General features: G+C 34.3%; 25 protein-coding genes and 4 pseudogenes. 22 read left to right on the top strand and 7 right to left on the bottom strand.

The window, feature by feature from the left end; translation table 11 throughout:
* Positions 1-282: 282 nt before the first annotated feature.
* The 4 genes from F6K18_RS17110 to F6K18_RS17095 all read left to right on the top strand — a co-directional run bounded on the left by F6K18_RS17110 (position 283) and on the right by F6K18_RS17095 (position 4,132).
* Positions 283-405, top strand: coding sequence for a hypothetical protein (locus F6K18_RS17110; RefSeq protein WP_287522425.1), 123 nt, complete (start codon positions 283-285; stop codon positions 403-405).
* Between the two features lie 167 nt (positions 406-572).
* Positions 573-1,979, top strand: a complete 1,407-nt coding sequence (gene lysA / locus F6K18_RS17105) for a diaminopimelate decarboxylase (RefSeq protein WP_287522424.1) — start codon at positions 573-575, stop codon at positions 1,977-1,979.
* A gap of 492 nt (positions 1,980-2,471) precedes the next feature.
* Entirely contained in the window at positions 2,472-3,389 is a 918-nt protein-coding gene (gene cdaA / locus F6K18_RS17100) for a diadenylate cyclase CdaA (RefSeq protein ID WP_287522423.1), read from the top strand.
* On the top strand, positions 3,386-4,132 hold the full coding sequence (locus tag F6K18_RS17095; protein ID WP_287522422.1) for an isoprenyl transferase: 747 nt from the start codon (positions 3,386-3,388) through the stop codon (positions 4,130-4,132). Before cdaA ends, F6K18_RS17095 begins: the two co-directional genes overlap by 4 nt.
* A gap of 81 nt (positions 4,133-4,213) precedes the next feature.
* Here F6K18_RS17095 and F6K18_RS17090 read toward each other — a convergent pair whose 3' ends face one another.
* Positions 4,214-4,486, bottom strand: a complete 273-nt coding sequence (locus tag F6K18_RS17090) for a DUF3143 domain-containing protein (protein ID WP_124145553.1) — start codon at positions 4,484-4,486, stop codon at positions 4,214-4,216.
* Between the two features lie 319 nt (positions 4,487-4,805).
* Here F6K18_RS17090 and F6K18_RS17085 point away from each other — a divergent pair.
* A pseudogene (locus tag F6K18_RS17085) lies at positions 4,806-5,033 on the top strand (zinc ribbon domain-containing protein); the annotation flags it as partial.
* Between the two features lie 86 nt (positions 5,034-5,119).
* Here the strand turns inward: F6K18_RS17085 and F6K18_RS17080 are convergent.
* Positions 5,120-5,593 carry a J domain-containing protein gene (locus tag F6K18_RS17080; RefSeq protein ID WP_287522421.1) on the bottom strand — a complete coding sequence of 158 codons (474 nt, stop codon included), beginning with the start codon at positions 5,591-5,593 and terminating at the stop codon, positions 5,120-5,122.
* A 250-nt stretch (positions 5,594-5,843) separates the two neighbouring features.
* Positions 5,844-6,071: a hypothetical protein gene (locus tag F6K18_RS17075; RefSeq protein ID WP_124145555.1), complete on the bottom strand. Its 228-nt coding sequence runs from the start codon at positions 6,069-6,071 to the stop codon at positions 5,844-5,846.
* A 973-nt stretch (positions 6,072-7,044) separates the two neighbouring features.
* Here F6K18_RS17075 and lepA point away from each other — a divergent pair.
* Positions 7,045-8,850: a translation elongation factor 4 gene (lepA, locus tag F6K18_RS17070; protein ID WP_287522420.1), complete on the top strand. Its 1,806-nt coding sequence runs from the start codon at positions 7,045-7,047 to the stop codon at positions 8,848-8,850.
* 221 nt (positions 8,851-9,071) lie between these two features.
* Here the strand turns inward: lepA and F6K18_RS17065 are convergent, their stop codons facing one another.
* On the bottom strand, positions 9,072-9,422 hold the full coding sequence (locus F6K18_RS17065) for a hypothetical protein (RefSeq protein WP_287522419.1): 351 nt from the start codon (positions 9,420-9,422) through the stop codon (positions 9,072-9,074).
* A 1,009-nt stretch (positions 9,423-10,431) separates the two neighbouring features.
* Between F6K18_RS17065 and F6K18_RS17060 the strand changes: the two are divergent.
* The 9 genes and pseudogenes from F6K18_RS17060 to F6K18_RS17030 form a co-directional block, all read left to right on the top strand.
* A pseudogene (locus F6K18_RS17060) lies at positions 10,432-10,950 on the top strand (GDP-mannose 4,6-dehydratase); the annotation flags it as partial.
* Positions 10,951-12,216 (top strand): annotated as a pseudogene (locus F6K18_RS17055) (NAD-dependent dehydratase); the annotation flags it as partial. It lies immediately after the preceding pseudogene.
* Between the two features lie 3 nt (positions 12,217-12,219).
* Positions 12,220-12,651, top strand: a pseudogene (locus F6K18_RS37320) (GDP-mannose 4,6-dehydratase); the annotation flags it as partial.
* Between the two features lie 352 nt (positions 12,652-13,003).
* Positions 13,004-14,239, top strand: coding sequence for a transposase (locus F6K18_RS17050; RefSeq protein WP_287522418.1), 1,236 nt, complete (start codon positions 13,004-13,006; stop codon positions 14,237-14,239).
* Between the two features lie 438 nt (positions 14,240-14,677).
* Positions 14,678-16,045, top strand: a complete 1,368-nt coding sequence (locus F6K18_RS17045) for a UDP-glucose/GDP-mannose dehydrogenase family protein (protein ID WP_287522417.1) — start codon at positions 14,678-14,680, stop codon at positions 16,043-16,045.
* A 174-nt stretch (positions 16,046-16,219) separates the two neighbouring features.
* A complete protein-coding gene (locus tag F6K18_RS17040; RefSeq protein WP_287522416.1) occupies positions 16,220-16,432 on the top strand; it encodes a hypothetical protein in 213 nt (70 codons plus the stop codon).
* A gap of 19 nt (positions 16,433-16,451) precedes the next feature.
* Positions 16,452-16,688: a hypothetical protein gene (locus F6K18_RS36670; protein ID WP_353735091.1), complete on the top strand. Its 237-nt coding sequence runs from the start codon at positions 16,452-16,454 to the stop codon at positions 16,686-16,688.
* A 12-nt stretch (positions 16,689-16,700) separates the two neighbouring features.
* Positions 16,701-17,003, top strand: coding sequence for a hypothetical protein (locus F6K18_RS36665; protein ID WP_353735090.1), 303 nt, complete (start codon positions 16,701-16,703; stop codon positions 17,001-17,003).
* A gap of 358 nt (positions 17,004-17,361) precedes the next feature.
* Positions 17,362-17,517 carry a hypothetical protein gene (locus F6K18_RS17030; RefSeq protein WP_287522415.1) on the top strand — a complete coding sequence of 52 codons (156 nt, stop codon included), beginning with the start codon at positions 17,362-17,364 and terminating at the stop codon, positions 17,515-17,517.
* A gap of 513 nt (positions 17,518-18,030) precedes the next feature.
* Here the strand turns inward: F6K18_RS17030 and F6K18_RS17025 are convergent.
* On the bottom strand, positions 18,031-18,909 hold the full coding sequence (locus F6K18_RS17025) for a phosphodiester glycosidase family protein (RefSeq protein WP_287522414.1): 879 nt from the start codon (positions 18,907-18,909) through the stop codon (positions 18,031-18,033).
* 517 nt (positions 18,910-19,426) lie between these two features.
* Here F6K18_RS17025 and F6K18_RS17020 point away from each other — a divergent pair.
* The 7 genes from F6K18_RS17020 to F6K18_RS16990 all read left to right on the top strand — a co-directional run bounded on the left by F6K18_RS17020 (position 19,427) and on the right by F6K18_RS16990 (position 22,094).
* A complete protein-coding gene (locus F6K18_RS17020; protein WP_287522413.1) occupies positions 19,427-20,326 on the top strand; it encodes a hypothetical protein in 900 nt (299 codons plus the stop codon).
* Positions 20,263-20,442: a hypothetical protein gene (locus F6K18_RS17015; RefSeq protein ID WP_353735097.1), complete on the top strand. Its 180-nt coding sequence runs from the start codon at positions 20,263-20,265 to the stop codon at positions 20,440-20,442. Before F6K18_RS17020 ends, F6K18_RS17015 begins: the two co-directional genes overlap by 64 nt.
* Before the next feature lie 18 nt (positions 20,443-20,460).
* Positions 20,461-20,757 (top strand): CD225/dispanin family protein, encoded by a 297-nt coding sequence (locus tag F6K18_RS17010; protein ID WP_287522411.1) that lies wholly within the window; start codon positions 20,461-20,463, stop codon positions 20,755-20,757.
* A gap of 157 nt (positions 20,758-20,914) precedes the next feature.
* Positions 20,915-21,100, top strand: a complete 186-nt coding sequence (locus F6K18_RS17005) for a hypothetical protein (RefSeq protein ID WP_287522409.1) — start codon at positions 20,915-20,917, stop codon at positions 21,098-21,100.
* 28 nt (positions 21,101-21,128) lie between these two features.
* Positions 21,129-21,215, top strand: coding sequence for an element excision factor XisI family protein (locus tag F6K18_RS17000; protein WP_287522432.1), 87 nt, complete (start codon positions 21,129-21,131; stop codon positions 21,213-21,215).
* Positions 21,216-21,315: 100 nt separating this feature from the next.
* Positions 21,316-21,675, top strand: coding sequence for a hypothetical protein (locus F6K18_RS16995; RefSeq protein WP_287522407.1), 360 nt, complete (start codon positions 21,316-21,318; stop codon positions 21,673-21,675).
* Positions 21,666-22,094 carry a PIN domain-containing protein gene (locus F6K18_RS16990; protein WP_287522406.1) on the top strand — a complete coding sequence of 143 codons (429 nt, stop codon included), beginning with the start codon at positions 21,666-21,668 and terminating at the stop codon, positions 22,092-22,094. The genes F6K18_RS16995 and F6K18_RS16990 overlap by 10 nt, the downstream gene beginning before the upstream one ends.
* 499 nt (positions 22,095-22,593) lie before the next feature.
* Here the strand turns inward: F6K18_RS16990 and F6K18_RS16985 are convergent, their stop codons facing one another.
* Positions 22,594-23,328 carry an NUDIX domain-containing protein gene (locus F6K18_RS16985; RefSeq protein ID WP_287522405.1) on the bottom strand — a complete coding sequence of 245 codons (735 nt, stop codon included), beginning with the start codon at positions 23,326-23,328 and terminating at the stop codon, positions 22,594-22,596.
* Positions 23,298-23,888, bottom strand: coding sequence for a nicotinate-nucleotide adenylyltransferase (locus F6K18_RS16980; protein WP_287522404.1), 591 nt, complete (start codon positions 23,886-23,888; stop codon positions 23,298-23,300). The genes F6K18_RS16985 and F6K18_RS16980 overlap by 31 nt, the downstream gene beginning before the upstream one ends.
* Between the last annotated feature and the right edge of the window lie 421 nt (positions 23,889-24,309).

The following is a 24,309-nucleotide window of genomic DNA, read 5'->3' as shown; positions in this document are numbered from 1 at the left end:
GAATTAAGTAAATATTGGTATGGGATCAATATAGTTAAAATTCATATTGTTAGCTAAAATTAACAATAATATAATTTTATAATAATTGAAAGTATTTTGGCCAAATTTATTGACAATTAGCAACATCTACATATTTGAGAACAAACTATATCTAATGTCTTTGCATAAGTTATGATAATTTTCTTGTTTAGGCGATCGCTTCACAAAAAATGTAGCGACCGCTCTATTGGCCATACGCTATATATAGTGTCTTTGCGTAAGTCCTGATTTAGTAAAAAAGATTTGTTTGAGCGTGAACATAAATGCCCTGAATGCCAATACTCAATCAATCGTGATGTGGCAGCATCAAAAGTTATTTATCATCGAGGTGTCACTGCGGCCTTTGCAGATAGTAGAATAAATTGACGCTAGTTGGCGTACTGTTGGGGGTTGTTTTCAACCGAGATAAGTGCCACTCAAGCAGTAAACCTAAATCGTGAGGTTTGTGTTTCTCCCGTTATAGTCTTCGATTTAACTGGAGAGTATGTCAATTATTAGATTATACTACTAGAGTATAACTCTGTACAACACTCATGGTATCAACTCAACCTGTAATATGGGCAAATTCTGGATGTCAGTATTTGCCAAAAATGGAAAGTTCACCAAATCAGGAACTTTTACCACTCACTGCCAAAGTTAACAATCTGGACCACTTAGAAATCGGTGGTTGGGATGTCCCAGCACTGGTCGAAAAATTTGGCTCACCTCTATATATATTGGACGAATATACTCTCAGAACAGCTTGTCGTCAATATCGAGATGCACTTAAACAGTACTACCCTGGAGAATCTTTGGTTCTTTATGCTTCTAAAGCTTGGAGCTGTCTGGCAGTATGCGCTATTTGTGGTTCTGAAGGTTTAGGTATAGACGTTGTATCTGGAGGTGAATTATACACAGCTATCCAAGCAGGTATTAATCCAGAGAAAATATACTTTCATGGCAATAATAAATCTCTTGCAGAATTAAGTTTAGCGGTCGAAACAGATTGTGTAATTGTTATCGATAATTGGCTGGAATTAAAAACATTAGCAGATTTAAAAAACGAACAAACAGAAGCACTAGAAGATCCCACAAAAATAATGGTGAGGTTTACACCTGGTATTGAATGTCATACCCACGAATACATTCGTACAGGTCATCTAGATAGTAAATTTGGATTCGACCCTAATCAATTAAATGATGTTTTTAGCTTCATAAGTCAACAACAAAAACTATCATTTATAGGAATTCATGCTCATATAGGTTCCCAAATTTTTGAAGTTCAACCCCATCAAGATTTAGCAACTGTAATGGTAGATGCAATGACAACTGCCATGGCACATAATCTATCAGTCAAAGAGATTAATATGGGTGGTGGTTTAGGAACCCGTTATACTGAAGTAGATGACCCTCCTAGTATTGAAACTTGGGTTCACAATATCAGTAAGGCAATGGTAGATGCTTGCGAAGCTAGACAATTACCTTTACCAAAACTATTATGCGAACCTGGACGTTCAATTATTAGCCAGGCTTGTGTAACAGCTTATACAATTGGTGCTCAAAAACAAGTTCCAGAAATTAGGACTTATATATCAGTAGATGGGGGAATGTCAGATAATCCTCGTCCAATCACCTATCAATCTCTTTATCGAGTGGTTGTAGCTAATAAATTCTCTGAACCTGTAACAGAAACAGTTACCGTTGCTGGTAAACATTGTGAATCTGGTGACATTCTAGTTAAAAATGCCATGTTACCCGTAACTCAACCAGGAGATTGCTTGGTAGTAATGGCTACTGGTGCGTATAACTATAGCATGGCTTCTAACTACAATCGTCTACCACGTCCAGCAGGAGTTTTAGTTAGCAATGACGAAGTAAATGTAATCTTACAAAGGGAAACTTACCAAGATTTACTCAGTCACGATGTTTTACCAGAACGAATAGCTATAGAACAATCATAGTATTTGATTCCAATGCAAAAAAGCTAACAATAGCAAGATGAAAAAATCAAACTTTTGTATGTCTTATAACTTACTACAGATATATAAATTTGATTTTTAACCTAATTTGGCAATAAGTTCCATGTCTACTGATAACTCAAAAGCAAATTCTGGCGTTGGCATAATTTGTTACTAACCAAAAATGATGCTATAAGGAATAGTTAGGACTAAGGGGAGGTGAGACAGATGTAACTATAAGTTAGTGAACTAGAATTTGCATCAAGATGCTTATACTATAATATATCAAAGAGTATAGCATCTATCATATATTCCGCAAACCTACTAATGCCAAAAAATGTCCAATTAACAGTGGATGATCAAACTTATTGTTCATTGATATTGATAATTAATTATTTACATTACGTAAGAGAATAAATGCTCTTTGCTGGTGATGACACCAATGTTAAATAAAAAAACATCAAAAGTTGACGTTAGATTAATAATTAAAGTTCAATGAAATCGGGTCTTAGTAATGACCCAGGCTTGATGAAGTCCTTATTAGTACATAGTATTGATATCGGACTGGTTCTAGCCTTGATATATATGGTGCTTGTCATCATAGGGGAACGTCGTACATTATGGATGGTAAGAGGGTTTATAGTCTTAATGTTGGCTTCGGCCTTCAGTCATTGGGCTGGATTAAAACTTTTAAGTTTTGCCCTCAATAGTTTAGTTATAGGTTCTGCTGTTTCCATGGCAGTAATATTACAATCAGAATTCCGTAGGTTTCTTGAGCAGTTGGGACAGGGAGAAATTCTGCAAATGTTTGGACATAATCGTAGAGTTTTACCTGAATCAGATAGCATTATTGATGAAATAGTAGAATCAATCAAACAACTGTCTCAAAATCGTATAGGCGCTTTGTTAATCATAGAAACAGATGGGCCTATGGATGAGAGGGATTTTTCTGTGCCTGGTGTGAAGTTAAATGCTGAACTTTCTAAGGAACTATTACAGACCATATTTCAGCCAAAAACTTTATTACATGATGGCGCAGTCCTAATTAGAGAACATAAAGTTATATCAGCTGGTGTGATTCTACCATTGTCTGAAAGAATAGCTTCCAGGCAATTAGGGACTCGTCATAGAGCAGCTATGGGAATTACAGAACAAGTAGAAAAGTGCCTCTGCGTAGTGGTGTCTGAAGAAACTGGTTCTATATCTCTGGCTGAAAAAGGGACTTTAAATCGACCCTTAACCAGTAATAAACTTAAGGAATTATTAGAACAACGCCTATTTCTATCAGGTAGTGAAAAAAATACAAAACCATTCACCATACTTAATCTTGGAGTTCAAATAGGAACAAAAGTATCGAGATTAATATCATGGATGTTTCGTCAAAGTCCATCAGCTCCGCGAAAGAAAAGATGAATCAAGGAACTTGCTTACAAGATTTACCTGTTGACCTCGAACCAGAAAAGTTGCCTCGCCATGTGGCTGTAATTATGGATGGCAATGGTCGCTGGGCAGGACGCCGAGGTTTACCTAGAATTATGGGTCATAGGCGTGGGGTGGAAGCGCTGAAAGCCTTATTACAGTGTAGTAAAGATTGGGGTATAGAAGCATTAACTGCTTACGCATTCTCTAGTGAAAATTGGGGCAGGCCACTAGAGGAAGTTAATTTTTTGATGAGTTTATTTGAAAGAATTTTACGTCAAGAGCTACAGGAAATGGTGGCAGAAGATGTTCAAATTAGATTTGTTGGTAATCTAAGTTCTTTACCTCTATCTTTACAAGCTGAGATTCAACATTCAATGGAAATGACTCAGCAAAATCAGGGGATTAAGTTTACTGTAGCTACTAATTATGGAGGACGTCAGGAGATTGTACATGCTTGTCAAGCGATCGCCTCTCAGGTACAAAAAGGTTTACTCAAACCAGAAGAAATTAATGAAGGGTTATTTGAGCAATATCTTTATACTGCTGGAATTTCTCATCCAGATTTATTAATTCGTACCAGTGGGGAAATGAGAATTAGTAATTTTTTATTATGGCAAATGGCTTATTCGGAAATCTATGTTACTGAAACATTTTGGCCTGACTTTAACCGCTCTGAATTTCATCGTGCCTTATTTGCTTATCAAAAACGTCAACGCAGATTTGGTAAAATATGATACAAAAGTCTATTTACCCAATACAGAAAGCTAATATTTTTGATTCGTAAGTTCAATTTTGTTGGCTGGAGTTATATTTAACTAAGGCCCACAAAAAATTGCTTCTTCAAGGTCCTGACGACTCAAGGAATATTTAAAGGAGCGTTGAATATCATCGCCATTATCACTAGCGTCTACATATCGTACCGTAAGTTGATCGATATCAAGTGATAATTCTGCTTTCCAGGTAGGTTTTTCAACCCACCAACAATGTAATTTTTCAGAATTTTGTTGGCAACCATTTTCTTGGAGCCATTCTTCAATTTTGGGCAGAGGGTGGTTATATAAGGGAGTATCTGGTTTGGGAGTATCCATTTTTTTTGATCTACAAACAAAAAATATCTAGACTTAATAATAATTTTAATAACTTACAAAGACTTCCAGTAATTCAGTTGCGTCAATTCTAGAACATATAATATATTTACTTTTTCCAATAATTTTTAAAATAATATCATAGAAATTAATCAAATCTTAAATATTTATCTCAACGTTGGTTGAAGACCCGCGCTCTCCCGAAGGGGAGCGTCGTATGGGAAAACCGATCAATGTTGCGGGTTTACACATAGTATGTTAGAATGTAAATGTTGAAAATTAAGCAGTAGATGGTTGAAAAGGCGTACAAATTTAGATTTTACCCTGTTCAAAACGTTGTTCTAATTGTGGTTATGTAGTGGAAAAATTGCCTCTAAATATTAGAAATTGGGATTGTCCTGAGTGTGGTACTCACCACGATCGTGATATAAATGCAAGCATAAACATTTTGGCTGCGGGACTCGCAGTGTCAGTCTGTGGAGCGACTGTAAGACCCGAAGAGAGTAAGTCTCCGAAGGCAGGTGCGGCAGAAACAGAAAGTAGTCTCTAACAGTGATGCTAGGGAATCCCGCGCTGTCTAGTGAGAGCAGCGTCGGGAGGATGTCAAATATAACTATTTTGATCAAATCAATAAAGCTATAATGAGTGTTTGATTTCTATGAATTGATTTCCTGGTGGTTCAATAGGTTGGATAGTTACCTCTGGACGTATGAGGCCAATAGTAATAGCTATCAACAAACAACTAATTAAAGTTATACCTATAATCAATAAAGCAAATAATTCACCAGCAGATAATGGTCTGTCTTGAGGGTCTAAGTAGGCAGAGGAATTTCTATAATTAAAATTAACTCTTTGACTCAAATCATCTGCATATAAGCGCCTAATTTTTTGGTCGTACTCTAATCTTTTTTCTGAGTTCACGAGAGTAGCATAAGCTTCATTAATTTGCTGGAATTTTACAGTAGCGATCGCTTTCGGCATATCTGTAGTATCTGGATGATAGCGCTTACTTAGTTCTCGATATGCTCTTCTAATTTCCTGATTAGATGCTTTTGGATGGAGTCCAAGCAAAGAATAATAACTCACACCCAAAGGAGTGTATTTTGACATTCTTTAATTTTGGTTGTTTGTAGTTTCCAAACTCAATTAATTTTTGTCAATAACTATTTACTAACTCACTGATTTCAATTGTCCTTAACAACTCATAGTTGGTTGGTGAGATACAGGATATATTTTGATTTATCAAAAATTATCTTTAAGTTTCATTTAATTAATCAAAAGTTTGAATAATTGATAATCTTAAATAAAATCTATAATTAACTTCTATAAACCTTTCACATAATCTGAAGTAAATAGTATTTTAATCGTTCCATTCCCCTCTTGGTGGGATAGGAGGATTTCTTTGCAGTGTCAGGGCTAACTCATCTTCTGGAAGTCCTCCTCTTAACCACTGACGAAGGGCACTTTCAATGACCTTACTCGGGTCATTTGTCAAATGTTGAACTTGGTCTAATAATCTAGAATCTATGTTTATAGATAATTCTACTTTTTCTGGTAATTTCGACTGATTAACTTCAGGCTGATTCATAGCAAGACAATCTTAAAATCTAGAAAAGCTACTTTATATTATGTTGACATACTCCACTCCATGAAATGAGTGAATTTTCTCAAGCTCACCGATAGAGATTACTGGTTTATTCAGTCCACTTAACAACTATCTGTATCTATCGCAACAGATAATCAAATATGGTTCTGTCCACAGTAATTGAGTTGGCTGGCCTTAGTTGGCTGATGTCCTCCACTACTATTTTTTTAATCTAAATCTTATGGATTTTGGGTCTTTGGAAAAATTAATTTATTCAGATGTTTTTTACTGTGTTTCGCCCACCACAGACATAGTATTAATTTCGGCAGGTTGTCAGTTTCTTGTATTTTCCCTCATGTCTAGATATTTCAACAAATTTCACTTTAACACAAAGTAGTATTTCAAGGAATAGAAAAATTTTTATAGTCATAAACACAATTCATAATGTGTATTAATTTTTACATATCGACCTCAAAAGAGAAGTTCTCAATTAGTGAAGAATCTGGAATTTGATCGTCGCTACGGTTTCTTTAGTGATAGGTTGTAGGTGTAGAAAACAGGCACTAGCACAGGCACTAGCAATTGCTCCAGGCTTTAATTATAGCATAAAAATAGAATATAGAGGAAAGTTATACCTATGGTAGGGGCGTTTTAGGTGCGGAATGTTACACAAATACAAATATATCGGCGACAGCCATTAAACAGCATTGTGCGCTAGCTTTGAGCGGAAGCTCTGTGAAGCGAAAACAGCCGTTCCCATAGAATCTCTTTAACTGTAGTCCCCATAGTAGTCAAGAGTAATCATAGAAATTTATTTTTTAACCAGGAAACAATTTAGACCAGAACCTAAATTAAGTCAGACTAAAGCTCAAAAATCTTCAGAATTAAAATATGTTAAGAATTATAGATAGATTGAATTAATTGTGCCAAGACCATAACAAAAATAAGGAATTTCAAATTATTAACAAAAGAAAGTATGACAAAAGTTCCTGTATCTCACATTCGTAACTTTTCAATCATTGCCCATATAGATCATGGAAAATCTACTTTAGCCGATCGCCTCCTACAAGCAACTGGCACTGTGGAAGACCGTGAAATGAAAGAGCAATTTCTAGACACAATGGACTTAGAAAGGGAGCGTGGTATCACAATTAAGCTACAAGCTGCTCGAATGAATTATCATGCTGAAAATGGAGAAGAATATGTATTAAATCTTATAGATACCCCTGGCCATGTGGACTTTTCTTATGAGGTGTCGCGCTCTCTGGCCGCTTGTGAAGGTGCTTTATTAGTAGTAGATGCTTCCCAAGGAGTAGAAGCTCAGACTTTAGCTAATGTCTACCTAGCTTTGGAGCATAACCTAGAAATTATTCCGGTCTTAAATAAAATTGACCTTCCAGGAGCAGAACCAGATAGAGTAAAACAAGAGATAGAAGAAATAATTGGCCTAGACTGTTCGGGGGCAATTTTAGCATCTGCCAAAGAAGGAATTGGAATTCCGGAAATTCTCGCATCAATTGTTAAATTAGTACCACCACCACAAGATACTATTGATGAAAAATTACGCGCTCTCATCTTTGATAGTTATTATGACCCATATCGAGGGGTAATTGTATATTTCCGGGTCATGGATGGGACTATTGCTAAAGGCGATCGTATCCGACTCATAGCATCAGGAAAAGAGTATGAAATAGATGAACTGGGAGTTCTCTCCCCTACCCAAAAACCAGTAAAAGAGCTTCACGCAGGAGAAGTAGGTTATTTAGGAGCGGCCATCAAAGCAGTGGAAGATGCCAGGGTGGGAGATACAATTACTCTAGCCAAAAAACAAGCAGAGGCCCCTTTGCCTGGTTATACAGAAGCTAAACCTATGGTATTTTGTGGCTTATTTCCCACCGATGCCGACCAGTTTCCTGATTTACGAGAAGCTCTAGACCGACTCAAACTCAATGATGCAGCTCTATCTTATGAAGCAGAAACATCAAGCGCAATGGGTTTTGGGTTTCGGTGTGGTTTTTTAGGGTTGCTGCACATGGAAATTGTCCAGGAAAGGTTAGAGCGAGAATATAACTTAGATTTAATTGTTACTTCTCCATCGGTAGTTTATCAAGTAACCACTAGCAAAGAAGAAGTGATTTTGGTGGATAATCCAAATTTACTACCAGACCCTAATCACCGAGAAAAAATTGAAGAACCTTATGTCCAGGTAGAAATGATTACTCCAGAAGAATATGTGGGGACATTAATGGAGTTGGGTCAATCAAGACGTGGGATATTTAAAGATATGAAGTATCTGGCTAGGGGTAGAACTACTTTAATATATGAAATACCCTTGGCAGAGGTAGTCACAGACTTTTTCGACCAAATGAAATCTCGGTCCCGTGGTTATGCTAGTATGGAATATTATCTTATAGGTTATCGTGAGAATCCTTTGGTTAAGCTGGATATTATGATTAATGCTGAACCAGTGGATGCTTTGGCTGTAATTGTACATAAGGATAAAGCTTATGGAGTAGGTCGTGCTTTGACAGAAAAACTTAAAGAATTAATTCCTCGCCATCAATTTAAAGTACCAATTCAAGCATCTATTGGTTCTAAAGTTATTGCTAGTGAACATATTCCTGCTTTACGAAAAGATGTTTTGGCTAAGTGTTATGGTGGGGATATTAGTCGTAAGAAGAAATTACTACAAAAACAGGCTAAGGGTAAAAAGCGGATGAAGTCTTTGGGTACTGTTGATGTACCGCAGGAAGCTTTTATGGCAGTTTTGCGATTAGATTAATAATCATAGGAACACAGAAACCAGGTTTATCAACGAAATTTTAGTGATTTAAAACACAATAATCTCGGCAATAAACCCGGTTTCTTGTTTAGGTTTGTAATTCCTGAATCAAAAAAAGTAGTTTTTTGGTGTAGGTAATTTCAAAGATGAATCGAGTAGGAAGAGGTATATCACCAAACTTGAGATAATGATTACCAACACCATCCCCTACAGCTATTTAGTTAGTTTCGCTTTTCATAAGAGAAGAAATCACTACCATCCGGTGTCGATGGATCATTAATAATAAGATTGTATTCTCTCTTTCCTTTCTCAGAATCACCGCCTATTTCTTTCTTATTGTCATAATCGTAGCCATAAGTATACCAAACAGGTTTCTTGCTTTGGAATATCTGAAACTCTTTCTCGACTTTGTTATCCCCTTTTCCCTTAGTCAGGGTGACATTAATGTAACTATTTTTCCCCAACTCTGAATTACCACTACACCAGGGAGTCCACATACCTCCTGTGGTCTCCTCATATCCAGACTGAGCACGGACCGTGTTCTTAGGAGTATTTCCTATCTTATCTTCCATGTCCTTAACAGTAGCATCATAGCTAGAGTTATTTCAGACGAGCAGAATATTTCGTATATCAGAAGCGTGTGCAGGAGCAATATTGCTAACCAACACAATCGCAGTAATAATAATAGCCACTAAGGACTTGAACAGTTTCTTGGACTTGGACAATTTGAAATTGAACATCATATTTGCTTTCTAAGGCTTAAATTTACTAGGGGCGCGAATATCAATAAGTAAAATTATCATAATATTTATTCAGATCAAAATTTTTGGCTGCATTCTCACAATTTTTGTGATATTATAAAGATTAGATGAAATATTTTGCCTATATACATGATTTTTTATTCAACTATTTTTTGTTAGAAACGATTAAGTATTCAGGAGTTTTCTCTACAAGGAATGACAGAAGTATTTTCATCTTTGAGAGCTTCCTATAAATATCCCCAGTGGAGGATTATAAGCATTTACATTTTATGAAGCTCTAAAAAAAAATCGGTGGGTCAAAATATTTTTGGCTACATTCTCACAATTTTTGTGATTTTATATTATAAAGATTAGATGAAATATTTTGCCTATACACATGATTTTTTATTCAATATTTTTGGGTTAGAAACGATTAAGTATTCAGGAATTTTCTCTACAAGGAATGACAGAAGTATTTTCATCTTTGAGAGCTTCCTATAAATATCCTCAGTGGAGGATTATAAGTATTTACATTTTATGAAGCACCAAAAAAAATCGGCGGGTCAAAATATTTTTGGCTACATTCTCACAATTTTTATGATATTCTAAAGATTAAATGGGACAGCTCGCCTATAGGTATGATTTTTTATTCAATATTTTTGGGTTAGAAACGATGTAAGTATTCAGGAATTTTCCCCACAAGAAATGGCAGAAATATTTTCATCTTGCGTAGGTGCTTATATTTAGACCCAAACTTTGTTAGTGTATGATTGAATTTAATGTGGTTATTCAATTTTCAGTTGAAAACCACAGCAAATTACAGTCCTTGATAGTGGAAACAATGAGAATATTAGTAACAGGTGGTGCGGGTTTTCTTGGTTCTCATCTCATCGATAGATTAATGGAAAAAGGCCATGAAGTCATCTGTCTTGATAATTTTTACACAGGAACTAAGCGCAATATTTTAAAGTGGTTGAATCATCCTTATTTTGAGTTAGTTCGCCACGATATTACTGAACCTATTAGATTGGAAGCGGATCAAATTTATCATCTAGCTTGTCCTGCCAGTCCTATACATTATCAGTACAACCCTGTCAAGACAATTAAAACAAATGTGATGGGGACATTGAATATGTTGGGGTTAGCAAAAAGGGTAAAAGCAAGATTCTTTTTGGCTTCCACATCTGAGGTATATGGAGACCCAGATGTACATCCTCAAACAGAAGAGTATAGAGGTAATGTTAATTGTATTGGTATTAGATCGTGTTACGACGAGGGGAAGCGAGTAGCAGAAACTTTGGCATTTGATTACCATCGTCAAAATAATGTTGATATTAGAGTAGTCAGAATTTTTAACAGTTTGACTGGAGACCAAAAGGTACTTTATTACATTGGTAAAGAACTCTATTATGAAAGCTTTGCTGAATGTTATGACAGAATTAATGGAGATATATCTAATGTATCGGTGCCTTGTTTTGATGAAAATTCCAAGACAGTAATTAAACCAATTTCTGCAATTTGGAAACATCATGTTAAGAAGAAGGGTTATCAGATAAAAACTGTCTGGGGTAAGCAGATAAAAATTACTGAAGACCATAGTTTATTTACTAGGAATAATAACGATCGACCTCAAGCAGCTTTCGGAAATGAACTAAAGGTGGGAGATGAAATAGGAGTTCCTAATTATATCAGCTTTTTGGAGCAACCTTTACAACCATTCTACATTACAGATAAAATTTGTATTCAAGAAGAAATATTTCTGGAAAGTGAAGAGACAATCTCCTATATAGAAAAATATGGAGATAAAATTCGTGAGTATTTATTGGCAAAAGGTGTTAATCCCGAACAACTTTATTCAATACTGAAAAGCTACGAAGCAAAAAATAAAATTCCTTTGCATCTATGGGAATATTTAGAACTTCCTCTATCCAAAAAAGAAAAAATTTGCTATTTATCTTCAAAGGCAATTAAAAATTGGGTGGGGAATATAGAAGAATTTTTGTGGTTATTAGGGTTTTATGTATCTCAAGGAAGTTTCATAGACAATGAATTGGTGTTTAAAGGAGGAGCTGAGAAACTAGCAAAATTAATAGAAGTAGTAGAAAGAATATTTGAGTGTCAATGTGAAATTAAGATAGAAGGGTCTATAAGTATTAGGTCAAAAATTCTGGTCGATCTAATTGGAGAAGGGTTGAATTTTGGGAATAAAGAAAAAGAGATTCCTAATTGGATTTTACAACTTCCTCAAAAACAATTAATTAGTTTTTTAAAGGGATTGAATGAAGGAAATAATGTAGTAGAAAATCAACCAAATTTAAATATTGAATTTAAGAGTTGCAGTCAGGCGATCGCTGAAAAATTAGTATTAATTCTAGCTAAGTTTGGATTAGTAGCAGATGTCTCAGAAACAGAGGAACAAATTTACCGGATAACAGTAGACGAATTAGAAGATAATAATATCCAGAATTTGTCTAACATTCAGCAGAAAATATCAGCCAAAACAACAGGTGATATTGTCTGGGCAAAAATAGAAAGTATGGAAGAATTTGAAATAGATGATTATGTCTACGATTTCTCCGTGCCAAATTATGAGAACTTTATAGGGGGAAGCTACAGTATTTTTGCTCATAATACTTATGGACCTAGAATGTTAGAAAATGATGGTCGAGTTGTTAGCAACTTTATCGCACAAGCCTTAAAAGGAATACCCCTAACAGTCTATGGGGATGGTTCCCAAACCAGAAGTTTCTGTTATGTTTCAGACTTGGTAGAAGGGTTTATCCGGTTAATGAATCAAGATTTTATCGGACCAGTTAACATAGGGAACCCAGGAGAGTATACAATACTAGAATTAGCTCAGAAAATTCAAGAAATGGTTAATCCAGATGCAGAGATAACATATAAACCTCTGCCACAAGATGACCCGAAACAGCGACAACCAGATATTACTCGTGCGCAAAAATATTTGGGTTGGGAACCTACTGTTCCTCTCGAAGAAGGGTTAAAGTTGACTATAGAAGATTTTCGCGAGCGGCTCAAAAATGAATCGCCAAAAAGCTAAAAGGGGTCATTTCAGTTATCAGTTAGCCTCCTGCGGAGGAACTACGTTAACAGTTAGCCTCCTGCGGAATGCTGGGCAAACAGAGGTGCTGCCTCTTCCAGAGGAGCTGCGCTAACGCTGACGTTAACAGTTATCAGTACCTCCGACTCAAGTCGGAGGCTTGAAATACTGAATTGAATATTTTTTTTATCCCCTTCAAAGGAGAGACTTTAGACCTCATTTTTTGGTAAATACAGAAAGCGAAAAATTGTCTAAAGTTCCTCAAACTTACTTATAACTAGAGCTATCAAACTAAAATGGGTAAGTTTGTTCAGTTGTCTTTATTTGAGTCGTTATCAGCTACAATTAATGTATGAAGCTAGTTGAACGTCATGTCATCACGAAAAACCATCCTTTTTGGTCTGAAATTGACCACAAGGCTTTTTTGTCTAAAAATCTGTTTAATTTAGCTAACTATTATTATCGTCAATATTTCTTTACTAATAAAAAGAAATTAAATTTTAATCAACTTTATCACCAGGTATCTAAAAGTTCTGATTATCAAGCTTTACCTACCAAGGTAAGTAAGCAAATTATTAGGAGATTAGATAGATGTTGGACTGGTTATTTTTCTGCTTTAAAAGAATGGAAAAAACAGCCAAGTAAATTTTTAGGAAAACCGAAAATTCCTAAATATAAACATAAGACAAAAGGCCGAAACATTCTGCCATATCCAGATGAATCAATTTACAAAAAAGCCTTCAAAAAAGGAATTTGTCATCTGTCGATGAGTGAAATAAAAATTCCCACTTCACAGACAGAAATAATTGAGGCCAGAATAGTCCCCAAAAGTAGCTGTTACATAATAGAAATAGTCTATGAAAAATCGGAGGAAAGCACAAAAAATCAACAAGTAGCAGGAGTAGATTTAGGAGTAAATAATTTAATGGCTGTAACGACAAATCAAACAGGAACTGCACCTCTTTTGATTAAAGGCAAACCATTAAAAGCGATTAATACATTTTATAATAAACAGCGCTCTTGTTTACAATCTCAATTAAAAACTAACCACAATCAAAGTAATTCTCGGAGATTAAAAAAATTAACTCACAAACGAAATAGTCGAGTAGAAAACTATCTCCATACAGCAAGTAAAAGAGTAATAGATTGGTGTATTAACCATGAAATAGGAACCTTAATTATTGGGCAGAATCAGAATTGGAAACAAGAAATAAAATTAGGGAAAAAGAACAATCAAGAATTTGTGAATATCCCTCACTATAGGTTAATAGAGATGTTAACGTATAAAGCCCAACTAAGAGGAATAACAGTAATAATTACAGAAGAATCTTATACATCTCAATCAAGCTGCTTAGATGGGGATAATTTACCAAAATATGGAGATAAAAAACCGAAATTTAGTGGAAAAAGAGTAACAAGAGGGTTGTATAAAACCAGAGAAAATAAATTATTAAATGCAGATGTAAATGGGTCATTTAATATAATTAAAAAAGTAATTCCTGATGTCTTTGACCAAGGAATAAAGGGTTTGCCGTTTAACCCTGTAGCGATCGATCCACTACGAACAACTAAGTTTTCAGATTTTTGAGTAAATTTGAGTTTAGTTGAACGGTGCAATGAATAATGGATAATTGATAATATCTAATTATCAATTATCCATTGGTGAAGAGGATTGAATCAAGTACGGAAATCTAATGAATTGATAATGGATAATGAATAATGGATAATTATTGATTAATTGATAATGATTGGAAAGTACAAAGTTCTTCTAAGAAAATGATTGCTTTTAAGACTGAAATTCCTACTGGAAGATGCTTACAGCACCTAAATTTCTGAATAGAAAGTTTCTAACTTTTAGATAACTGAAAGTCTTAGCTAGGAATAACTATTGCTAGAACTTTACACTGTCTAGATAATGAATGAATTATCAATTATCAATTATCCATTGATAAGGAGAGACTTGAAACCTCTAGGGATTAATTATTAATTATCCATGTTTGTGTTAAAAATTTTGAGGATATAAATAATGCGTGTTTGTGTTATCGGTACTGGTTACGTTGGCTTAGTTACAGGAGTTTGTCTGTCTCATACAGGACATCATGTTATTTGCATAGACAACAACGAAGAAAAAGTCAAGTTGCTAAAATCAGGACAGTCTCCAATCTACGAACCAGGACTCTCTGAACTAATGCAGGGTTGCACCAAAGCAGGGTTGCTAGAGTTTACATCTGATTTGAAAGCAGGAGTCGAGCATGGTGATATTTTATTTATTGCTGTTGGTACTCCCCCACTACCTACCGGGGAAAGTGACACTCGCTATGTTGAAGCAGTAGCTAAGGGGATCGGCGCTCATTTGACTACAGGTTATAAAGTGATTGTCAATAAATCAACTGTACCTATTGGATCTGGTGACTGGGTAAGGAGGATCGTTTTAGATGGTGTTGACGAACGCAAAAAAGAAGAAGGGGGAACTGGTACAGATATTGAAGCAGAATTTGACGTAGTTAGTAACCCAGAATTTTTGCGCGAAGGTTCCGCCATCTTTGATACTTTTAACCCAGACCGCATTGTATTGGGAAGTAATAGTCAAAAGGCGCTAGGCATGATGCAGGAGCTTTATGCTCCTCTGGTTGAACGCAAATTTGCTGACGATCCTTCACTCCCACAAGTGCCAGTCGTAATGACAGATTTGAGTTCCGCAGAGATGATTAAATATGCTGCTAACTCCTTCTTGGCAACTAAGATTAGTTTTGTAAATGAGATTGCTAATATATGCGATCGCGTCGGTGCAGATGTGACTCAGGTTGCTAAGGGTATTGGGTTAGACTCCCGCATTGGTAATAAGTTTTTACAAGCTGGTATTGGTTGGGGTGGCTCCTGTTTCCCGAAAGATGTTTCTGCTTTAGTTCATACTGCTGATGACTATGGTTGTGAGGCACAATTGTTGAAATCAGCAATTGAGGTGAATAAGCGTCAACGAATGATAACAATAGATAAGTTACAGCAGGCGCTGAAGATTCTTAAAGGTAAGACTGTTGGGTTATTGGGTTTGACGTTTAAGCCTGATACTGATGATATGCGGGATGCACCTTCTCTAGATTTGATTCAAGAGTTAAACAGGTTAGGTGCCAAGGTGAAAGCTTATGACCCAATTATTTCTCAGTCTGGTATGCGTCATGGTTTGACTGGAGTAGTAGTGGAAACAGATGCAGAAAGACTTGCTGATGGTTGTGATGCTTTAGTTTTGGTGACTGACTGGAAACAGTTTGAGAAATTAGATTATGCTAAGATGTTGAAGTCCATGGAGCAGAATTTATTTGTTGATGGACGTAATTTCTGCGATCGCAAAGAGTTGGAAGCTGCTGGTTTTCAATATGTAGGGATTGGGCATTAACTCGCTTTTAGCAGTTAGTTTTCAGTTAGTATAATTTTCAAGAAAACATCATCTAGGAGTGTTCTACGGAGCGCTCCTAAATTTTTCCCCTACTCCCTACTTTACAGAATTAGGATTATTAGTGTGAAAAAAGTTACAAATAAAGAACGAAAAGCACACGAGGAGAGTTAAAAAATGGAAGATGAATTACGGTCAGAATATGACTTAAAAAGTTTAAAAATCAGAAAAATGGGTGCTAAACGTAAAAGTTTTGGGGAGACAATAATTAAGTTATACCCTGATGTTGCAGAAATGTTTCCTAATGCAGATGCGGTGAATAAAGCACTGCGTTTTTTAATTAGAATTACAAAAGAAAGTAAACTAAATAATAGTAATTTTATTAATTAATCAAACAATATTTGATTTTATGAGTCAAGAATTAATTAATCAAACAATATTTGATTTTATGAGTCAAGAATTAATTGATTTAAAACGAAGTATTATGGAAGGTCGATATGATGATGCGTTAGCAATAGTAGATGAATGGGAGTGGATGAGTAAAGAACAAATTTTACAAAAAATAGAAAGTTTTTTAGTCAGGTTATTAGTACATTTAATCAAAAATCAAGTTGAACAGTATTTAACTAATTCTTGGGCAGCATAAATTAGAGATTCAGTGCTGAAGATTCAATGTTTGAATATTAAGGCGAATAAAAGATCTTATTATATTAATATTGATGAGTGGGAAAGGGATTTAGATAATGCTTTTAAAGATGCTATTTTTGAGGCAAGTGTGGAAGTGAAAGGAGGTATTTATAAGCCTAATCAATTAAGTAAAATTGTGGATAAAGTGAAAATTATAGATATAGCTAATAGATTGATAAGTTTGACATACAATTGTTCAAGAGAAGGTTTACGAGATGTGCTTGATGATGAGTTTTATAAATTGCCTGGTGGTGAGGATTGGAATTTTAAATAGTTGGCTATAAGAAAGAAGGAAGAGGGAAGAAGGAAGAAGAAAGAAGGAAGAAGGAGTAAATACTAGACATCTCAAGAAAAGAGGAAACAGGGAAAACGGAAGCGGTATGCAGAGGTAAGTAATTGATAATTTATAGTAATTCCTGTTAAAATTTTTTAATAGATTTAGTGAAATATAAATAGAAGGATGGAATCTGTGGCAGAATTTGAGGAATTAATTCCAGACAATTCCTCTGGGAAAAGTGAGTAAAATCAGGCTTTTAACTTCTAACTAATGACAGAAACAACTGCTAGTTACGACGAACCTCGGAAAGCAGCAAAAAGAAAATTGCCGACAAAATATTCTTGACCTACTGCAAATGCGATTTTTATCAGTGCCAGAAACTCTGGTAGAGACTTTGAATAATATTGAAGATTTAACCCGGTTAAAACAACTGCTATTAGAAACAATTAGGGTTAATTTTGTGGCAGAATTTGAGACATTAATTCAAGACAATTCCTCTGGGGAAAATTAGTAAACATGACTTACTCAGAGACGCTATATCATAGATAGTAGGGGTTAACCGTCGTTAACCACTACAGATTGTGTATAATTTCATTGGAAAATTAGTAGAATCAGTCTTTCAACAATTAATAATTAATTATTACTTCTCCTTAAAAATAATAGGATTGACTCAAAGGAAAATTTTTTCTTGTTTATCCTTTAAAGGAGAGGCTTTAAACCTTAATTATTCGGTAAATTTGTTAAAATTCTTTAATTCTAGCAATAAATGTAACTAAGAAGAGGCGATCGCTTCTTATCAAAAAGCTATTGAACTTTATCCAAACTTTTCTCCATATCGCTACAAATTAAAAAAATTACTACAACACCGAATCTTTAAATAAACATCTAAAAAGTATCAATAACTTTATCAAGTATTCATAAAACTACCCTAATATATAGCAATGTACGCTGGCATATTTACAAATTGCAGGAATTGTCCAATAGCTAAAATTTTTATATTATCAGCTTTTATTCCCCCTATTGCCTATTGCCTATTGCCTGTTGCCTGTTGCCTGTTGCCTGCGCGCAGCGCTATAACAATCATTTGAGGTATGGTTCTTGGTGAAGTTATATAATTATTTCCCTGACAAATTAATTGTGTAGAACCTCCACCATCTAACATTATTACTTGAGTGGCACCGAAACTTTTCAAAACTTGAGCTGCATGGGGTTGAGTTGCTTTTTTGGAAGTAAAAATTAAAATAGTTTCATTGAGGCGATCGCCATCTTTGTCTTTAATTCCAATAAATGTTCTACCTGTTTTATCTTCGACTCCTTTATCAGCATTTTCCTGTAAACCAACAATAAGATTAGGTGCTGTTGATAATTGGAGATTATTTGGCTGAAATTTAGTAATTAATGCTCTATCTTTCCAGACTTCTAGCATTAATTTTTCATCGGGAAATTCTATTTCTCCTGCATAACCATCACTAACTATAATCCCATCTGACTTGACAGGAAATGCTAACCCTGTAGAGGTATTTTTATCATTTCTAAAAAATTGACCGTTAGTGATGCAAAATAAACTTGAATTTTCTGAATATAAGTTAGACCATACTTGTGATATTTTCTGACGTTCAAATTGTGGATCGTTACCGCCGTAAGCTCCTTTTTTAGTACCTAAGTCTCTGATATTTCCATAGATAAAATTAATTTTTGCACCTTGACTTAAATTAACAGTTTGCACATAATCTAAATCTTTTTGATAAAGAGTTGTTCCCTGAGAATTGTTAATAATTTGGAAACCTAGAGATAGAGGATTTGGGGATTTACTTTCAGCATTTTGGGAAGAAAAGAAGTTTATTGTTATTAGGAGGAAGGTTGTTAAAAATAATCCGGTTAAAGTCAGACTTTTTCTATTCATTATACCAATTTGATAAATATTTTTGACAAATGGTAGGGAGGTTGAATGCAATGTCCCTACATAATTATCATTTTTTTATGTAGTTCATTGACTTGAAAACTGTTGTAAAAGGCTAAAATCTCAATTCCTTGTAAATATCCTTCTTCAAAACATCTAAATTTATCCAAATCAAAAAAAGTTTGAAAAATTTAATATATTTTTACTTAAGTATCCTTATTTCAATTATTTCAATATAACTTTCCCTAAAATTATCTTCAAGCAAGACTTACCGAATAATTAAGGCTTAAAGTCTCTCCTTTAAAGGAGAAACAAGAAAAAATTTTCCTTTTTTTCAATCTTCTTCCTTTTAGGGAGAGGTAATTATCAATTATCCATTATCAATTATCAATTATTGAAAGGCAGTTTTTCACCTCAGCTTAAAAAGTAATGCTAGACTCAGAATATCCAAAAAAACTGTTGAAATTGCTCTAGTAGTATTACGCTTGGCATCGTTATATTTTCAGAGGAAATGTAGGCAATGAAAAATTACAAAATATTAACTTTAGGAGCGTCTGGTGCAGGTAAAACTGTATTCCTGGCCAGTATGTTTAGATCGTTATCAACCCAAGGAGAATATGGTTTCTATCTTAAGGCTGAGGATTTCAAATCACAGAGGCTACTGAATAATATTTACGAAAAGTTGATTATTGGAGAATTTCCTCTAGGAACCACAGAGATATCTGAGTGGAAGTTTACTTGTTGTATCCAGAATCCCGATCTGGAAAACTTTCCAATTTGTCAGTTTACTTATTTTGATTATGCTGGTGGACGGTTTACAGACATGGATAAAGAAGATTATAAGTTACAAGAAATAATTAAACAAGCTGATGCAATTTTAGGTCTTTTAGATGGTCAAAAAATTCAGGCATTAATGAATAATAATAATGAACAAAAGATTGATGATTTTTTAAATAAAGATTTACCACCAATAATTAAATGGATGTCCTATTGTCAAACACCTATTCAATTTGTAATTAGTAAATGGGATTTGCTGGAAAATGATAATTTTGGTTTAAAAGAAATAAGCGATCGCCTCTTAGACATTCCTAAGTTTAAAGAATTAGTTGTGAGTCGAAATAAAGAAGGTTCTCCAGTACGCTTAATTCCAGTAAGTTCAATCGGTTCTGGTTTTGCAACACCTCAACCTGATGGAAGTATGAAAAAGATTGCAGGTTCAATTCCACGTCCTTTTCACATGGAAGTTCCTGTATCTTGTGTTATACCCGATTTTTTAGAGAAAGAGGTTCAGGTAAACCTTAAACGATTAACTACTATTATGAACCTATCTATTCCTGAAAATAGTGGATTTAATAAATCCTTGCCAGTGGAAGTAATGATTGCACAATCAAGGTTTGGAATTTATCAACCGGAACTTTAATAACTACTTTAACCGGGCACACTGGTATTATCACCACCCTAGCTTTTAGTCCAGATAATCAGACCTTAGCTAGTGGTAGTGATGACAAAACGATTAAAATTTGGCGAATTGTATAAAATATAGCTTAAGTAAATATGACAACTAATAATATTCGTAACTATCGAATGCGAGCAATTTTACTAACTTTTCTATGCTGTTTGGTACTTGGAAGATGGGCAGTTTTTTATTTGCCATTCGGAATTGTCACAATTGTTTATGGAACTGAAGTCAAGACACGACTTGAATTGACAGACGAACTAGGAGCAACTACAGCATCAAAAAAAGCTAAGAAATGGTTTTGGTTTGGTTTAATAGTAGCGATAATAATTATGGCTTTATATGGATATTATAAGTATAATATTATGGCTGATAATAATTATTATTATGACTAATAATAATATAATGATAGAACCTAATACTAATAATATTAATAATCTATTCCTAACAATAACTTAAACATAGAAGGGTTATACTAACTCACTTTAAAAATGTCATAAATCTTGGGAAACTTATAACTCCTGAAATTACTGTAACGAACAATGGCAATATTTGATAAAAAGAGAAAAACTCAATGAATTAGAAAACTATACCATTAACCTCTATGGAAATATCTTAAAGCTACAAGATCATCCACTTGATTTAGCGATCGCTCAACTTCGCAACCAGGAAATTGTTGAGTACATTAATATCAGCGCAAAAATTATAAATAAAAAGGAATGTCAAATAAATTCCTGAAGTAATCTCATAGATACCATAAAATGGAATAGCATCCGAATTACTAAAAGCAGGTATTCCTAAAAGTCAAATTTTCTTAGGTTTTCATCCATCCGATGTGCGACCTTTTACATAATTTGCATTAATTATTGACTACACCTGGAAGTAATCTTATCTTAAGATATAATAATTAACAGTTGAGACACTCATTAATCTAAAACACAGTCAAAAGTATTATGAAAAACATTAAATTCAACGACTTAGAAAAACAATTTTTATTAGCTGAAAAAGAACTTATTTCTATAGAGCATGAAGGAAAAACTATTGGTTATTATTATCCAATAGGCGATCGCGAAGCCGCCCAAAAAGCAAAAGAAGAACTTGACAGAATTTTGGAGAAAACATTACCTCCCACCGAATTAACAGAAGAAAAAATAGCATCAATGTTTAGTAAGATCGATCATGAAGCTGTACATGAAGCAGCAGAAAAACTTAAGGCAATTAACGCGGAAATATTAGCTACGACAGGATTAACCGAAGACGAATATGTATCAATGTTTATGAATGCAATTGAGGATGAAGAATCATGCGTCTAGTCGTTGATACAAATATCTTAGTTGCTGAACTACTGAGAAATCGGGGGATAGCTCTAATTAATTCGCCAAACTTTGAATTATCATTAGCTGAAAAGATGAAAAATGAAGTTCAATACGAATTGCAAAAGTGGGTCTCTATAATGGTTAATAAAGCTAAGTTTACTCCAGAACAGAGACAATTTCAAATAGAAATAGCCCTAGGAATAATTGATAGGAAAATTGTCACTTTTCCTTTATCTTATTATCAATCATTTGAAGCAGAAGCAAGAAAACGTATTCCTAGAGACCCCAATGATTGGGAAACAGTTGCCTTAGCGTTAGCTTTATCCGCAGCAATTTGGACAGAAGATTATGACTTTTTTGGTTGTGGATGTCCGACTTGGACTACTCAAACTTTATTGCTGCAAATTAACCAATAACCCCGAAGTAGGCAAGAGATAAATCTATTACCGAAAAATTGTGGTTTAAAGCCTCCCCTTTTAAGGGGATAATAAAGAAAAATTTTCATTATTAGTCAATCCTCTTCTTTTCAAGAAGAGATAATTATTAATTATTAATTATTCATTATTCATTGTTGAAGGGCATTCCGGCTCGCACTACAAAATTTTCAACATTTACCTTGTACATCATTTACCCAAAATATTATGAAAAACATTAAATTCAATAACTTAGAAAAACAATTTTTATTAGCTCAAAAAGAACTTATTTCTATAGAGCATGAAGGGAAACCTATTAGATAATAATACCAATAGGTGATCGTGAGGCAGCCAAAAAAGCCAAAGAAGAACTTGACATATCTAAAATACATCCAAAATCCTTTAATTTTTCTCCCTTTGTCTGTTCAAAATGCTAACTTTTTGAGCTTTTTCGAGTGGAAAACTTGCTTTTTTTTATACCAAATTAAAGATTAAAGCCCGATCAAATAAATATTAAAGGTTTATCTTTTACCAAAGCAAACGCTTCAACATCAAACCGATAAAGACTAGCTGGTCTACCTGCTCCCCGTGATGTTTTTACTCCAGTATCAGATAAGAAACCTAACTTTAATAGCTTGGCACGAAAATTAGAATAATCTGAAAAATTGTCTCCTAAAATAGTTGTATAAAGTTGATATAACTCTCCCAAAGTAAATTCTTCTGGTAAAACGTCAAAAGCAACAGGACTATACTCAAGTTTATTTCTTAATCTGAGATATCCATATTCAATAATTTTTTGATGGTCAAATGCTAACTGAGGAATTTGTTCCAGAGGATACCAAGCAATACCTGTTACTCCATCGGCAATTAATTCTGCTTCTTCAAATCTAACTAAGGCAAAATAACTGACTGATAAATATCTACAATTATAAATAGATTCTCTGGGGTCACGACCAGGACCGCCAAAAGTATATAATTGCTCTAAATATAGATTTTTGACCTTAATTTTTTCCGCTAAAATTCTGTAAGCTGCTGCTTCTAGAGATTCTCCTTGTATTACTAATGTACCTGGCAAACTCCAGTAGTTAATAAATGGTTCTTTTTGTCGCATTACTAATAAAACCAATAAGCGGTTTTGTTGAGTATCGACAGAAAAAATTACGTTATCTACTCCTACTTTAAAATCTGCTTTATTATTTTGATCATTTACACTTTTTCTATGGTCGCGTCCTGGCATTTGTACAACTGCTCCCGATATATATAATCTTTAATGGGAGGCGTAATAATTGCTGGGTCTCCTTGCTCTCGATATGCGGATGAGGAAACATTAGGAACTTCTAAAGAAGCTATTTTTACTCCTGTATTTAGTTCTCTTAACTTTTGCAAATCTGCCTCTTCTATTGTAATACCTTTTCGAGGTACAACTAATAATCCTACTTTCTGCAAAAGTTCTTCTATTTTATACCAATTTGGTAATTGTTTGACTAAATCTGAACCTACTACTAAAGTAAATTCAGCATTATCCCATTTTTTTCTAGCACGTTCAACAGTTTCTATAGTACGACGACTACTTAATTCTGAATTGAGAGAAATATTGTTTTGATTAGAGTCAATATTTTCAATCAAAATTGATAACATTGCCGAACGTTGTTTGAGGGGTATTTTATGTGATTTAAAGGGATTATCTGATGCCCAAACTATTACTAGATCGAAGTTTTGAGAGAGCCATTTAATAATTGTTTCATGTCCGGATGTTGGTGGATCGGCACTTGTACCGAATAAAGCAATTTGAGTCATTTTTTTTGATTTTATATAAGTTCCTAAGTCGGACATTTTTCTAATATATAGCAATATGATTTTAGTTGTGAGATGGAGACTTTTGTTTTAGGGAATAGGGAATAGGGAATAGGGAATAGGGAATAGACTAATATATATGAATAAGATAACTGCTATATTCTATACTTTCAAGGAAGACCTCAATTCTCACATCTGATTCCTGACTGCTATAGCAGTTTTTAAACGAGTCGCTAAATTGACTATATCATCTTTTCTAGCAATAATTTCTATCCACTCATTTGGCATATTTTCTATACCATAATAAATTCCTGCTAAACCTCCTGTTACCGAAGAATTAATAATTAATAATTATTAATTAAATAATTCAGCTTTATTAGCCGACCCTTTCAAGGGGAAAAAAGCGGTTGTTAGCGGAGCTTCC

The organism is Okeania sp. SIO2C2 (genome assembly GCF_010692625.1).
In the GTDB taxonomy this organism is placed as follows: Bacteria; Cyanobacteriota; Cyanobacteriia; order Cyanobacteriales; family Microcoleaceae; genus Okeania; species Okeania hirsuta.
This window is presented reverse-complemented; position numbering and strand designations above follow the sequence as displayed.